Below are 13,811 nucleotides of genomic sequence, written 5' to 3' on the forward strand. Positions count from 1 at the left end.
TTTTAGATATAAACATTAGTAAAATAGTATATTATTCAATTATACTCATTTTGAAATAATTTGCTCTCTCAAAACTTCTAATCTTTCAGCACAGCTAGCCGCACTAAATAATTGTGCAATTTTTTCAGAGCATTCAATCTTCTGTTGAGGAGTTTTTATATGGTCAATAATAGCTTCTGCTAACGCATCTACATTACTTGGTGATATTATTTTCCCACATTTAAGTACTTCAGAAATCTCACGTGGGCCAACTGGGCAATCAGTGGCAATAAACGTTACACCACTAGCTACAGCTTCTACAAGAACCAGTGGTAAGCCTTCAAAATGGGAAGCAAGTATAACAATCACTGTGAATATAGCTAATGTATGGAACAGAGAAACTGCCAGGGATGAATTTAGATAGATAAAATAGTTTAGTAATAAATGCAGTATGACAAACAATAATATCCGGTTTTTGTTCAGCAATAACCCTGCTTAATTTTATCGCTACCCATATTTGGTGTATTATCCCCCCAATAATAAATAGAGTACCTGCAACTTTCATAACAATCACAGTTTTAGCCGCTTTAAAAGATACTATCCATTGTGGCTCTAAAATAGTGAGCACCATAGTAGAGACTTGGTAGCCAGCTTTGGATTGAGAAGAAATTAGCGAATCAGCAACTTTTGGCGCTCCACCAATGTTATTCAAAACTATATGACAAATATGCATAGTAGCAGGTAACGTTATATTGAGTGGATCGAGACAAACTGAATTAAAGTTTTTAGGTTAATGAGCGCTGTTCTAAAACATCCTTGGTAATGCTTGTTTCTGCTCTCGTATAAACGTAGGTTTGTGGTTCTGTAACTTTTTGAGTTTTAAAAATTTTGTCTGCCCGTTTCCAAAAATCTGTATCTTCTCCATAGGGAATATTATTAAATCCCTGCAATTCAAAAAATACTCGCCTCTTACCAAAAAATGTCGGGCCTAAAACACATTCGCGTAAATTAATTATTTGACCTGGTTGAAAATAATCGGCTACAAAAATCTCTTCTTCAGAGAAAAATCCTCCTTCAATCAAGTCAATTTCTGGATTAGCTTGCATGTATTTAAGTCGCGACTCTAGATGATTGGATTTATATGTATCATCGCTGTCAATAAATGTAATGTATTTGCCAAAGGATGCTTGAACTCCGGCGTTTTTAGAGTACCCCAATTTTTTATTTTGGTGTTTTAAATAACGTATATTATTAAATTTTTGCAAATATGGATTGACAATTTCAAAAGTATTATCTTGGCTACCATCATCAACTACCAACAGTTCCCAATCTTTAAAAGTTTGAGCGAGGACACTATTGATGCAAATATTCAAATATTTTTCTCGGTTGTAGGTACAAAGTATAACTGAAATTTCGGGACTAAAGTCAAAGACAATGGGACTCATAAGAGTTAGATGTTTAATTTGTAACTAGTTGAAAATTTTTCGTAAGTATCTAGGCATAAATAAATTTAAAGTTTGTAGTAAGGGCTTTAGTCTTGATAATCCTTGCTCTGAGCGATAAATCGCTCATTGCAAACTAGAAGTTTATTTTATATTCAATTATGTCTACCTACTTACTAACAACATAGCATCACAATCAAATAATGATACTATTTGTAATTTATTCACTGATATTCAATTTATTTGAGTTCTGATTTTAACTTAATGTGGATGCGCGATCGCTAATATTCCCGCATCTCCATCTAAAGTTACCTCTACACCCACTGGTAAGGCTGCATTGGGATTATCGTGGCCAAAAGGCAAATCGGAGACAATGGGAATCCCTAAATCACCCAAGCGATCGCGCAATACTTCTTCTACACTAAAACTAGATATAGTTGGTGGCGCTTCGCAACGAGTAAAACCGCCCAACGCAATACCGCAGACTTGAGACAAAGCACCGCTCAAGCGCCACTGTGTCAGCATCCTGTCGATGCGATAAGGTGCTTCCGTAACATCCTCAAAAGCCAAAATTACACCATCCAGATGTGGCAAGATTGGTGTACCTAAAAGGTGAGTAGCCACCGTGAGATTCCCTGGTAATAAAGTACCAGTAACCACACCACCACCCCAACCGCAACCTTTGAGAGGGGTAAAAGAACCACCTTCTATCCAATCAAATAATCGCTTAATTGACCAATCCGGCTCATCTACCAAAGTTGTCATTACAGGGCCGTGAACGCCGGAAATTCCTGCTGTATAAAGGCTCCATAATAAAGCTGTGATATCAGAAAAGCCTATAAGCCACTTGGGAAGCCCTGAGTTTGGCCAATTCCAATTTTCTAAGATGCGGGTGCTGCCAAAACCACCTCTGGCACAGAGAATACCACGACAATCAGGATCTTGCCATGCTGCTGCTAGCTGGTGACGGCGGTTTTCGTCTGTTCCAGCCAGATAACCCCATTTGTCATCTATCTGGGGACTGATTTCTAATTTGTAGCCACGCGATCGCCAAATTTCTAGACTCTGTTTAAATTCCTCGAACTCTCGCAAAGCACCACTAGGGGCAATTACTCGTAGTAAGTCTCCAGGTTTTAGGGGCGGTGGTAAGATTTTGGCTGGCATGAAACAAGTTAGGAGTGAAAAGTATAATATTAACAATGCTGCAATTGTGTTAACAAGACAACAACTTCATCAATTGCCTGCCGTATAACTGTTGCAGACTGATTTGACTGATTGACGATAATACTAAAAACTAGCGGCTCATATTTCGGCGCATTCATATATCCAGATAGAGAAACTACACCCGTTAACGTACCTGTTTTTGCTTGCACAATGCCCTCAGCAGGTGTACCTTGAAAGCGGCCTTTCAGAGTTCCACTTTTACCAGCCACGGGTAAAGATGCGCGATATATATATGCAGTTGGGGTTTTTGCCATTCCCCGCAGAGTTTGGACAAAAGCTTCTGGTGTTACTAAGTCACGACGTGATAAACCTGAACCATCGACCAAAATGTAATTAGCTGGATCGACCCCCAATTTAGTTAAACTTGCTTTGACAACTTCTAAACCGACATTAGCACTAGTCTGATTTTTCAGTCTGGTTTTTTTCACAGCTAATGCTCTCAGCAATGCTTCAGCATAAAGATTATTACTATTTAAATTAGTTTCTGCTAATAATTCAGCTAAAGGTGGCGACTCTACAAATGCTATTTCCCTTTGATTCACACCACCATTTACTACTAATGTCTGTACCAAAGTAATTTTTGCTGTTGCTAAGGCAGTACGAAAACGTCGTAAGAAGTAATAATTAGGGTCAACTACAGGCAAATCTATTAAAGATTCTTCAGAATTCGTTGTCAGTTGTCCTTGAATTCGTAATACTGTTCCTGATAATTCGCGGGTGACATTGACGTAGCTCGGTTGATTTTGAGGGACGGTTATTGACTGATTAATTATCCGCCACTGTTTTGCTTCGCCAGGATCGAGCCACAGCACTTGCAAAGATTTACCTACAGCCTGTGGTACAAGTTTAAAGCTAAAAATATTTTGATTCAGAATAAAGCTGCTGACTGGTACGCCATCACTTGATTGCACATCTTCCCATTGCCAGGTGGGGTTAACAATATCACCTTGAATATAACTATCATCAGCACTCAACTGCTGAATTTGAGTAATACCTTTCTGTTTTAACTGCTGTGCCAATTTTTGCAGTTCTGTATCACTTAAACTAGGATCTCCCCTGCCGACAACACGTAAAACACCATTGCCATTCTGATAAATAGAGGTGCGAATCCGAAAATTAGCACCCAATTCCTGCAAGGCGGCTGCTGTTGTCAGCAATTTGAGGTTAGACGCAGGAGTAAAATATTTTTGAGCATCTCGACTGTAAAGAGTTGGCCCCGTTGACAGAGGTTGTATCAAAATTCCCCAGCGTCCCCGACTAAATAAGGGACGATTGATTACAGCATCTATCGCTGTTCCCAGTTGGCTAGAGCAAATTGATTTTGTGGTAGTTGTTGGTGCAACTGGGGTTTGTGCTTTCGCAATAGAACTAAATCCTGTCTGGCTAGTCAAAAATATTAATAAAACACCCAGTGGTTGATTTAAAGTCTTAAGTCTCACCAATTTTCCTTATCCCAAAGACAGATATTTTTACTTTGCAAACAATTTCTTTCCGGAGAGAGAAGAATTGGCTCAGTAAAGTTACTTAATTAGTATAGGGAAGATGTTCACATGTTTCATACATAGGCGATCGCACTAACATAATTTATGGGACTACAAAATCGAAACCCAAGTCAACCTGCATATACAGAAATACGAAATCGAGGCAATGGTGTGAGTACATTTTTATCTGGTGTAGCTGTATTACTCTCTACTTTGGCTTTGGGATGTAGCGGCTATGTAGCTTATGAAGTTTTTACGTTACGGCAGACACTAAATACTACTAGTACAGCCAGTAACACCATTCCCACTCAAGTCCCAAGTCCTACAACTACAATTTCTCCACAAGCAACAGTCTCACCATCGCCAGCTAGTGCTACAACTTCAGCAATTATTAGCCCTGGCCAATTTGTGCAGCCTGCTTTTGGCAAAAAGGCAGAAGTTGAGTTACTTTCAGCAAAACGAATTAAAGATCCAGAAACTGGAAACCGTGATGTGGTAAATCTGCAAATGCGGATTCGTCGCCTTGCCACAGACGGAGTTGTTGGTAGCGATATTATCTCGGTAGCTAGTACAACAGCCCGCAATCCTGAGACTAGCGTAACCTACAAAGGAGTTGCTCTTAATCGCTCAACAGGAACCGTTTCTTTGTTCCAAGTACGTCCACAAGCCTCCGCAGATGCTTATATCTGGCTAAGAGTTCCCGATGGTATCAATAATTTGGACATTTTTGTGCCAGATACAGCCGCATTTAAAAATGTACCAATTTCATCTTAGCTAGCTAACTGATATCAAATAACTCCCCATCTAGGGGAGCTATTTGTCGTTGATTGTACAAGATAATGCTTTACTTCTCTAAACAGTAGCCTGTAACTCTAAGCAGCAGTCTGAAAGATAACCAAATTTTTAAAACCCTTTTTAATTACTTTCTCTTTCACTCCAAGAGCAATTTCGCTGACTGCTATTGATGCAGTTTTAGTGTTATTTATAACTGTGTTTGAAGTTCCTTTATTAACTCTTGCTAAAAGCGTATTCCAAAATAAGTTTAAATAAATAATAATTTTAACATCACAAGGTTAGCAAGTAGGTAACAAAAGATTCTAATTAATATCAATTGTCCAGCATAGAAAAGAACTGGATGCACTAACATCAGCAGTTTTGCAGCATAACTGTAATTTTCAGCAGTAATCAGGGAAATATAAGTTTGATTAACTTTGCAATTATCGCAATGCTGATTCGGGGTGTTATCAGAAATGTTAACTCAAGGTTAAGGATTTAAACTATGTTGGCAATGCATAGCATGACAAATGCTAATAATTTGAACTTGCAATTAGAGTCTACTTTGCAAGAATTACCACTTTGGTCTGTTTACGTCGAAGCAGATAGTCCAGCAAATGATTTGAATACACTCTTTAAGCAAGAGCCTTTACTACCAGGTATTATTCTGGTGAAAAATCATGATTATCTGGGGATGATTTCTCGACAAAGATTTTTTGAACACATGAGTCGTCCCTATAGTTTTCCGTTATTTTCTAAACGACCTGCGATCAATCTGATTAACTTTCTTCAGCCAGAGGTGTGTATAATTTCTGAGGATACGCTCATTGTAGAAGCAAATAAGCTAGCATTGCAGCGAGAACCTCAATTTGTATATGAGCCGATTTTAATAGAAACTCAGTTAGGTAGTTATAAGCTACTCGATTTCCATCATTTACTTTTAGCTTATTCCCAAATTCATATTTTAACATTAGCTCAACTAGAGAAAGTAGAAGAACAATCTAGAATTGCTAAAGTAGGTTTTCGTACCCTGAAGAATAACTATGCGCGATTAATTCAAAATGAAAAAATGGCTGCTTTAGGACAACTCGTTGCTGGCATTGCACACGAAATCAATAACCCTGTGAACTTTATCGCTGGCAACATTGTTTATGCACTCAACTACACTCAAAATTTACTACAATTAATTAGCTTATACCAACACCATTATCCTGCACCAGTAGCAGAAATTAAAGCTGCGATCGCAGAAATGGAACTAGAGTTTTTAACTGCTGATTTCCTCAAGCTTCTTGATTCTATGAAGTTTGGTACTGAGCGTATCCAAGAGATAGTTCTTTCTTTACGCAACTTCTCTCGCCTTGATGAATCTGATAAAAAGATAGTTGATATTCATGAAGGTATTGATAGTACTCTAATAATATTACAAAGCCGTCTCATAAATCAAGAAACAGGTCAGATAATTACTATTGATAAACAATATGGAAATCTTCCTCTAGTAGAATGCTATGCTGGGTTAATAAATCAAGTATTTATGAATATTTTATCAAATGCGATTGATGCGATACTCGAAAGTTTTGAATCAGTTTATTCAACTCTAAAATCACCTGTAATTCGTATTCGTACTGAAGTCACAAATGATCGGCAAGTAGTTATTCGCATTGCCGATAATGGTAGTGGAATTCCCAAGGATATACAAAAGCGATTATTTGACCCCTTTTTCACCACTAAACCCGTCGGTAAAGGTACTGGATTGGGACTATCCATTAGCTATCAAATTGTTGTAGAAAAACATTGTGGTCAACTGCAATGTATATCTAGCGTAAAAGAAGGAACAGAATTTATTATTACAATTCCTGTCGAACTTAATTCCTAATAAGTTAGTTAAAAAATCTCTATTTTGGGTAAATATTAATCGCTCTAGGCTTTTTTGCGAGTACTTCGACGCGTAGGTGCTGGGATAGCTGGTTCATAAGCCTTGAGTCCACCATCGCCCGTAAAAATTTCCACTTGAAAAGTGCTACTGGTTTTGGCGTAATATTCAGCCACAGTCTTAATTGTCGCATCTCCGATAGAAATTTTTCTTGATGCCAGAGTAGGCCATTCAGTAGCCAGTTGTTTCAATTGCTCTGAGTTCCAAAGTTCACCTACTTGAGTTTCAAAAACTCCCCAAGGTATAACTCCATCTGCTACTTTCACTAAAATATTACCGAAAGCTTGAGCAATTTCATATCGCTTAGAGTTAGCTTGTGCAATATGATTACCAGTTTCTATAATTGTTGCTATTGGTAGTATAAACTTTGCACCTTGTTTTTCTTCTGCCTGAAAACGGGCTTCAACTCTTTTCTTATCCCATTTATCGTTATCAGAACCACAAGTCTCTTTACCAGGTACACCTAAGTAGACGCAAAGTATGGATGTGTCAATAATCAAAACCTTTCTCATATTTAACTTTATTTATTATCAGAAAGGCTCTTTTCAATTGCACCTTTAGTTGCTAGTTTGCCTAAAGTACCCGATGCTAACAAAAGAGGAAGGTTTTCAATATCTTCTAAAAGCGTAAGTTTGCTTTCTCCAGTTTCTTTATCGCGGTGTGCGACAACCACAAAAGGTACTATCTCTGGGCCTAAAGCATCAAGTAAAGCCGGATTATGGGTAGTTAGTAAAATATCAATTTTTCTTTTGCTGCCAATTTCCCGTAGTATTCTGACTAGCAATTCTGCCCGCGATGGATGAAGTCCGTTGTCTATTTCTTCAATTACTATTTGACTACCTTCGGGTCGTGTAAGTAGTGCTGTAAGAATTGCTAGAAAGCGAAGAGTTCCATCTGACATAGTTCTAGCATCAATTTCTGTAATATGACCAGGTTTCCATTCTTCCTGACAGTAAAGCATGGCATCAGTACCGAATCTACCAACTTTTTCTGCCCATACTTTCTGAATATCTCCTTCCGGCAAATCTTTGATATATCTAGACAGAGTTGCTTCTATCTCGGCTTTATTTTTTTCAGGTAATGTTGCTAGTACTCCTGCCATATTGGATGCATCACTTTCATATATTTCAGAAACTTTCACATAATCACGCATTTTAGATGGAATAGGATTTAAAATAAAAATATTTTCAATAGATTTTAAAATTTGATTAAGTGTTATTTCTACTTGATCTTCTCCATCATCTAAAAAAGAAAAATTAATAACATCTAACTTTTTTTGTAATAAATTATATTCATAAATATGCTTATGTAAAAAATAACTGGTAACATTGTTTTGATCGTATTCTGTGTCTTCTCTAGCAAGTGTAGAATTTTCCAAAATATGAGGAAAAGGTTTTGTCCCTACTGTGATACTATGAATATAATCACTACTATCGTTTTCAAACTGAAGCACTACCTTTAGTGTAAATTTTGTTTCAGTTTGATATGCTGCCCACTCAATACCACCTCGAATGGATGGTAGTCTTTTGTCTCCTGCTAAAGCTACTTCAACCTTTTCACCTTGTATTATTCTCTTCAAAAATTCCAAAGCCTCAACTACATTAGATTTACCACTTGCATTTGTACCAATCAGAACGGTTAAGGGGTCAAGTGGAAGCTCCGCATAACGGAAACTTTTCCAGTTTTCTAGGATGAGTTGCTTAAGCATGACCAACTCCAAAAATTCTAAAATTATATTTTTACTATTACTCTTGATAGCAACTTAGATGCAAATTGCAGAGTTTAATACACCTTTAAAATTTCACTCACCTAACCATTCTTCACGAGAAACTCCAGCTTGTCGCAATAGCCGCGATAATAGACCCACACTAATATCACCCTCATGAGGATTGGTAATAATTACAGTAACATCACCTCGCCGCATTTGTGGGTGCTTTCCTCCCGCATACGGGCCTTCAAAACCTAGCTCTTGCATACGTTTTACTAAATTACGCCAAGAAATAGGGGTTAATCTAGACATTTTTATACAGGTTTGGTCAGTTCATTGAGGTTGATACCAGCAATTACAGGAATCGTTAACCCCAAATGTAACCGTAGCGCCAGCCAGTCACTTAAAGCTTCTCTTAACTCCCGCCTACATCCTTCTAGAGTTTGATGATTTGCCCAGACTCCTTGTAAACTTGGAATTTCACCCCAATAAGTTTGATCGTCTTCAATGATCTCATAAAGCGCTAGTTCCATTGCTTGGTCAATGTAGCTTGCCAGCATAGCAATTAAAAAATCTAATACTTCTCTAAATTTAGCTCCTAACAGTAGCGTAGGCAAAGCCCACCGCAGGCATCGCACAATTTTTTCATCCTTCAACATCTCACTCAAAAAACAGCAAAGCCAGCAGAAAAAGTAAAAAATTGCTTAATTACTCTATCTAACTGGCTACCTCTCATTGTGATTTTGGTGATTTATTTTTCTGGCGGTAAATCTACACTGTAAACAGTCTTTCCAGCCAAGTTACGCAATGTTACCGTCATTACCTTTGTATTTCCATTAATTTTGACTCCTCCAAAGAATTGCAAACCTTCACTTGGCGGTCGATTTGCTTTTGTACCTGGAGGGAGGCTTTGAAATATCAATTGTGGCCCAAAAGTATTTTCTAATTCGTTTGGCCCAAATGTGCCAGAGTTAAGCGGCCCAGCAACGAACTCCCAAAAAGGCTTAAAGTCGGTAAACTTTGCTTTGGCGGGGTTGTAATAGTGAGCTGCTGCGTAATGTACATCAGCAGTTAACCAAACAACATTCTTGATATTCTTGTTTTTGATAAATCGTAGTAAATCGGCAAGTTCTAATTCTCTTCCTAAAGCTGGGCCATCTCCATTAGCCCAAGCTTCAAAATCAGTGCTACCGTCTTTAACTATCAGTCCCAAAGGCATATCACTAGCAATCACTTTCCATGTCGCTTTTGATGACAGCAGTTGCCTTTTCAACCATTCCACTTGGGTTTTGCTCAAGAAATCTGTTTTTTTACTTGGTACTGGCTGATTATTCGGGGAATTTGGCCCTCGGTAGGTGCGCTCATCCAGCATGAAAATGTCTAATAATGGGCCATAGTTGAAAGAGCGATAAATTTTCGCTTTATCTGGATTATTGCTTTCATATCCAATAGGCAGATATTCTAAAAATGCTTGTCTTGCCCTTTGAGCTAGTAAGTTAACATCCTTAACTGTATAACGGTCATCGTTGAGGATAATTTGCCCAGGATACCAATTGTTTCTTGTTTCGTGGTCGTCCCACTGTGCCAATATGGGAACTTCAGCATTGAAACGCTTGATATTTTTATCTAGCAAATTGTAGATATAGTTACCACGATATTCTGTGAGAGTTTCTGCTACTTTTGATTTTTCTGGTGTCGTGATGTTTTTCCAAATAGTGCCGTCGTCTAAAGTTACTTCTGATTGGATGGGGCCATCAGCATAAATATTATCGCCAGAATGAATGAAAAAGTCGGGATGAAGTTGGCGCATAGTTTCGTAAATTTTCATTCCACCAAACTCAGGATTAATTCCCCATCCTTGACCGGCGGTGTCGCCACCCCACACAAAGAATACATCTCGCCCAGATTTGGGGGGTGTTCGGAAAGTACCATAAAAAGGAGCGCTGCAAGTCCGTTGATAATCTAAATCTTGGAAAATCACCCGATAAAATAATTTTTGGTCTGGTGGTAGATTCTTCAGATAAAGTCGTGCTGTAAAGTCGCTATTTTTTAAAGCATTGGGCCCCACAACTCGCTGCACGTTGCGAAAAGATTCGCTGGTAGAATATTCTACAATCATTTTGGCGGGGCGATCGCTCCGGCTCCAAATCACGATACTATCGTTAGATATATCTCCGCTAGCTACACCATAAGGTATGCCAGGACGCATTTTATCAGAGGTGATAATTGCAGGTGCTTCGCCAAAAACTGGTGATTTAGCGACAAAGTTTGTGGAAATAATTCCACCAGCAGTGATAGCTGAATGTAGCAAAAACTGACGCCGATTTAGCTTCAATGGGTGATGAGATTCCATACTAAATAACAGCAACCTTAAACTAAAGTATTACAGGATAAGTGTTTACCACACCTTGTTATGTCAACAAGTAAAGATTGAGTTATCTAAGGGTTAATAAAATATATTTAGTTTGATGTAATCTGAGTGGTAGTCTTGATTTAAGAACTACTGTAAGCAAATTTATCCATGATCGAACAGAAAAGGATACAGAGCAACTAAATTTATTTATCAATTGATTAATTTTTAATTTTTAATTTTTAATTCGGAGCGAAGCGACGTGACTGCTGCTGTCTTTCTAGAAAATGTCTACAAGTTTTACAACAATGTACCTGTAGTCAATGACCTATCATTCCAAATTGAAGCGGGGGAGATATTTGCTTTACTTGGCCCGAACGGTGCGGGTAAATCAACCACAATTCGGATGCTGACTACACTCACGAAACCGTCCCAAGGACGGATAGAAGTAGGTGGATATGATGTGACACGCCAAGCAACGTTGGCAAAACAGAGTATTGGCGTTGTCTTGCAACAAGTCAGTGTGGATAACGATTTAACCGTCTGGGAAAATATGGAACTGCACGGGAGACTACATCACATTAGTAACCCGCAGCGACAAAAATTGATTAATCAATGGCTAGAGTATGTTGAGCTAGCAGAAAAACGTAATGATTTGGTAAAAACCTTGTCTGGGGGTATGAAACGACGGTTGCAGATTGCGAGAGCTTTATTGCATCAACCGCAAATTTTGTTTTTAGATGAACCAACGGTAGGACTAGACCCCCAGACTAGGCGACGCCTCTGGGAAATCATTCGGGATTTAAATAAACAAGGGATGACGATGCTACTGACGACCCATTATATGGATGAGGTCGAATTTTTATGCGATGCCTTTGGTTCTACCAAGCCAGGACGCATCGGTATTATGGATAGCGGTAAGCTGATTTCTTTGGGAACTTTACAACAACTACGTTTTGCTCATGGTGAAGGTTTGGTGATGAAACAATTAGGTGTATCTAATGTCGGAAGTGATAGCGCTCGTAATTGGGAATATCTGTTTTTCCCATCCTTGGAAGCAGCAAATATCTATTTGAATGAACAGCCAGATAAAACTGGAATGATGGTGCGTCCCTCTAATCTGGAAGATATTTTTGTGGAATTAACGGGACGCCAGTTAGATTAACCTCATCCTCCTAACTGCCGCAGCATGGCTTCTACCCTTTCTACGCCATCTGAGTCATTGCGCCGTTTGTACAAGTCACGGGCTTTCTGAAGCAAGCTGTTTGCTTGTTTGGCTTGTCGTCGCTGTTTATACATCGAACCCATCAACTCATAAGTCTGGGCGTTGTTTTTATCCAAGTCGATTGCTTGTTGGTATGCCCAGGTAGCAGCATTATAGTCTCCCATACGCGATTGGGTTACAGCCAATCCTAAATAGGCGTTGACGTTGTTACGGTTGAGTTGTATTGCACGACGATAACCTTCCTTTGCCCCACGTGTGTCGCCCAAATTGGCTTTGATGTAACCCACAGCGTAGTAAAAATCACTATTGTTAGGACTGATGCCGATCGCTTTACGATAAGCTGCTAATGCTGCCTGGTAATTTCCCTGTTGAGCGTATAAATACCCAATACCTGAATGGATTTTAGCATTCTTCGGATCTAAACTAGCTGCTTGCTGATAAACAGCGATCGCACCACCATAATCCCCAGCATTGACTAACCTCCGTCCTTCCTCCAGTAATTGCTTTAATTCTGGGTTTTTGGCTTGCGCCACTAATACCTGAGCTTGAGCTACTGAAGGTATGGTGAAAGCAAAACATCCTAGTAACACCACACTAAACACGAATGATGTTGGTTTGTACACAGTAAATTTCCTGAAATTTTAGAGGACTTTTTTCTTGTACATTAAAACAAAAATATGGGTTTTTGAAAACTGTATTTATTCGTAGTGATTCAGATGTTAATAGTTCATTTTCTTTTCGTTTACATTTAGCACTACATAACAGAGTTTTTACTGAAGGATGAAGTGCAAGCGATCGAAAGCAGGTGAAGATACCATACATATAAACCAGTACTATAGCAAAACTACACATTTTTTAATCAGTAGTTCTACGTGTTACCCAGAACAACTCACCAGGAATTTGACTTAATCCTAAATTCTGATACAGCAAGCTTATAGGCTTTGACATTTATTCCTATTTTTATTGAATTTAAAAGCTTGCTGACTCTGTATCCAATTTTCTGACATTTTTAATCCTTGATACTACCCTTTGAGAAGTTTTAATTTAGGCATTTACATCCTTTTTTGGTCATTCAAAGATAAGATAAATTTAAACTGTCAAATGTAGGATTAACCTGTTTAGGACAACACTAACCCCAAAGTGCAATCTAAAATTGTATGAGAGGATGTTTATCACACTTGTCTTCTGTAAAAATAGTTACAATTTATTAAAGTATTTTGATAATTACTTTAATAATAAATATTAAGATATATCCCATATTGGAGGTTAATTTATGATTATAACTACCACTGATGTCATTCAAGGAGCCGTGATTGAATCATATTTAGGCATTGTGACAGCAGAAGTCGTCTACGGCAGCAATTTCTTACGGGATTTTTTGGCTGGTATTCGAGATATTATCGGTGGACGCACTGGTAGCTACGAGCGTTTATTTGAGCAGGGTCAACGCAAGGCACTAGAAGAATTAGAACAACGCGCACAACGTTTAGGAGCAAATGCTGTAATCGGGATTGAAATTGATACCGGCACAATAAATATTGACCAGTCAGGAGTGCTTTTGCTGATTACTGCCACAGGCACTGCTGTGAGGATGCGTTAGTTTTTGATGATTTTTATTTTTGACAATCATTACAAAGTTTTAATTAGATTAAGTCTAGTTCATACATAGCTAAAGCTGCTCTATGATAGCTATCTAAT

The 13,811-nt window shown here is 38.4% G+C and carries 15 protein-coding genes; 4 read left to right on the forward strand and 11 right to left on the reverse strand.

The window, feature by feature from the left end; genetic code table 11:
* Positions 1 to 45 precede the first annotated feature (45 nt).
* The 5 genes from RMY64_RS03425 to dacB form a co-directional block, all read right to left on the reverse strand.
* On the reverse strand, positions 46 to 348 hold the full coding sequence (locus RMY64_RS03425) for a glycosyltransferase (RefSeq protein WP_322699310.1): 303 nt from the start codon (positions 346 to 348) through the stop codon (positions 46 to 48).
* Positions 320 to 691, reverse strand: coding sequence for a glycosyltransferase family 4 protein (locus tag RMY64_RS03430; RefSeq protein WP_322699311.1), 372 nt, complete (start codon positions 689 to 691; stop codon positions 320 to 322). The genes RMY64_RS03425 and RMY64_RS03430 overlap by 29 nt, the downstream gene beginning before the upstream one ends.
* A gap of 73 nt (positions 692 to 764) precedes the next feature.
* Entirely contained in the window at positions 765 to 1,424 is a 660-nt protein-coding gene (locus RMY64_RS03435; RefSeq protein WP_322691657.1) for a glycosyltransferase family A protein, read from the reverse strand.
* 258 nt (positions 1,425 to 1,682) lie between these two features.
* A complete protein-coding gene (locus tag RMY64_RS03440) occupies positions 1,683 to 2,585 on the reverse strand; it encodes an LD-carboxypeptidase (RefSeq protein ID WP_322699312.1) in 903 nt (300 codons plus the stop codon).
* 29 nt (positions 2,586 to 2,614) lie between these two features.
* Positions 2,615 to 4,084 (reverse strand): D-alanyl-D-alanine carboxypeptidase/D-alanyl-D-alanine-endopeptidase, encoded by a 1,470-nt coding sequence (dacB, locus tag RMY64_RS03445; protein ID WP_322699313.1) that lies wholly within the window; start codon positions 4,082 to 4,084, stop codon positions 2,615 to 2,617.
* 213 nt (positions 4,085 to 4,297) lie between these two features.
* Between dacB and RMY64_RS03450 the strand changes: the two genes are divergently transcribed.
* Together RMY64_RS03450 and RMY64_RS03455 are read left to right on the forward strand one after the other, a co-directional pair.
* Positions 4,298 to 4,900, forward strand: a complete 603-nt coding sequence (locus RMY64_RS03450) for a hypothetical protein (protein ID WP_322672676.1) — start codon at positions 4,298 to 4,300, stop codon at positions 4,898 to 4,900.
* A gap of 514 nt (positions 4,901 to 5,414) precedes the next feature.
* Positions 5,415 to 6,773 carry a sensor histidine kinase gene (locus RMY64_RS03455; RefSeq protein ID WP_322672675.1) on the forward strand — a complete coding sequence of 453 codons (1,359 nt, stop codon included), beginning with the start codon at positions 5,415 to 5,417 and terminating at the stop codon, positions 6,771 to 6,773.
* 44 nt (positions 6,774 to 6,817) lie between these two features.
* Here RMY64_RS03455 and RMY64_RS03460 read toward each other — a convergent pair whose 3' ends face one another.
* From RMY64_RS03460 to RMY64_RS03480, 5 genes are all read right to left on the reverse strand, one after another.
* On the reverse strand, positions 6,818 to 7,342 hold the full coding sequence (locus RMY64_RS03460) for a hypothetical protein (protein WP_322699314.1): 525 nt from the start codon (positions 7,340 to 7,342) through the stop codon (positions 6,818 to 6,820).
* A gap of 8 nt (positions 7,343 to 7,350) precedes the next feature.
* The gene (locus tag RMY64_RS03465) at positions 7,351 to 8,538 is read right to left on the reverse strand and encodes an AAA family ATPase (protein WP_322672642.1); all 1,188 of its coding nucleotides are present in this window, start codon (positions 8,536 to 8,538) and stop codon (positions 7,351 to 7,353) included.
* A gap of 93 nt (positions 8,539 to 8,631) precedes the next feature.
* Positions 8,632 to 8,850, reverse strand: a complete 219-nt coding sequence (locus RMY64_RS03470) for a type II toxin-antitoxin system HicA family toxin (RefSeq protein WP_099101175.1) — start codon at positions 8,848 to 8,850, stop codon at positions 8,632 to 8,634.
* Positions 8,851 to 8,852: 2 nt separating this feature from the next.
* Positions 8,853 to 9,197, reverse strand: a complete 345-nt coding sequence (locus RMY64_RS03475; protein ID WP_322672641.1) for a type II toxin-antitoxin system HicB family antitoxin — start codon at positions 9,195 to 9,197, stop codon at positions 8,853 to 8,855.
* A 92-nt stretch (positions 9,198 to 9,289) separates the two neighbouring features.
* On the reverse strand, positions 9,290 to 10,891 hold the full coding sequence (locus RMY64_RS03480) for an alkaline phosphatase (RefSeq protein WP_322672640.1): 1,602 nt from the start codon (positions 10,889 to 10,891) through the stop codon (positions 9,290 to 9,292).
* A gap of 259 nt (positions 10,892 to 11,150) precedes the next feature.
* On the opposite strand from RMY64_RS03480, the gene RMY64_RS03485 reads away from it, so the two are divergent.
* Positions 11,151 to 12,053 carry an ABC transporter ATP-binding protein gene (locus RMY64_RS03485; RefSeq protein WP_322672639.1) on the forward strand — a complete coding sequence of 301 codons (903 nt, stop codon included), beginning with the start codon at positions 11,151 to 11,153 and terminating at the stop codon, positions 12,051 to 12,053.
* A 2-nt stretch (positions 12,054 to 12,055) separates the two neighbouring features.
* Here the strand turns inward: RMY64_RS03485 and RMY64_RS03490 are convergent, their stop codons facing one another.
* Positions 12,056 to 12,736, reverse strand: coding sequence for a tetratricopeptide repeat protein (locus RMY64_RS03490; protein ID WP_322672638.1), 681 nt, complete (start codon positions 12,734 to 12,736; stop codon positions 12,056 to 12,058).
* Positions 12,737 to 13,386: 650 nt separating this feature from the next.
* On the opposite strand from RMY64_RS03490, the gene RMY64_RS03495 reads away from it, so the two are divergent.
* Positions 13,387 to 13,713 (forward strand): YbjQ family protein, encoded by a 327-nt coding sequence (locus RMY64_RS03495; RefSeq protein ID WP_196528493.1) that lies wholly within the window; start codon positions 13,387 to 13,389, stop codon positions 13,711 to 13,713.
* Positions 13,714 to 13,811 lie beyond the last annotated feature (98 nt).

The organism is Nostoc sp. DedQUE08, assembly GCF_034530895.1.
In the GTDB taxonomy this organism is placed as follows: domain Bacteria; phylum Cyanobacteriota; class Cyanobacteriia; order Cyanobacteriales; family Nostocaceae; genus Nostoc.

Bases quoted from the DNA above. Each gene is read 5' to 3' on its own strand.
- RMY64_RS03435 (WP_322691657.1), bottom strand. From the start codon at position 1,424: ATGAGTCCCATTGTCTTTGACTTTAGTCCCGAAATTTCAGTTATACTT.
- RMY64_RS03440 (WP_322699312.1), bottom strand. From the start codon at position 2,585: ATGCCAGCCAAAATCTTACCACCGCCCCTAAAACCTGGAGACTTACTA.
- RMY64_RS03455 (WP_322672675.1), top strand. From the start codon at position 5,415: ATGCATAGCATGACAAATGCTAATAATTTGAACTTGCAATTAGAGTCT.
- RMY64_RS03460 (WP_322699314.1), bottom strand. From the start codon at position 7,342: ATGAGAAAGGTTTTGATTATTGACACATCCATACTTTGCGTCTACTTA.
- RMY64_RS03465 (WP_322672642.1), bottom strand. From the start codon at position 8,538: ATGCTTAAGCAACTCATCCTAGAAAACTGGAAAAGTTTCCGTTATGCG.
- RMY64_RS03470 (WP_099101175.1), bottom strand. From the start codon at position 8,850: ATGTCTAGATTAACCCCTATTTCTTGGCGTAATTTAGTAAAACGTATG.
- RMY64_RS03475 (WP_322672641.1), bottom strand. From the start codon at position 9,197: ATGTTGAAGGATGAAAAAATTGTGCGATGCCTGCGGTGGGCTTTGCCT.
- RMY64_RS03480 (WP_322672640.1), bottom strand. From the start codon at position 10,891: ATGGAATCTCATCACCCATTGAAGCTAAATCGGCGTCAGTTTTTGCTA.
- RMY64_RS03495 (WP_196528493.1), top strand. From the start codon at position 13,387: ATGATTATAACTACCACTGATGTCATTCAAGGAGCCGTGATTGAATCA.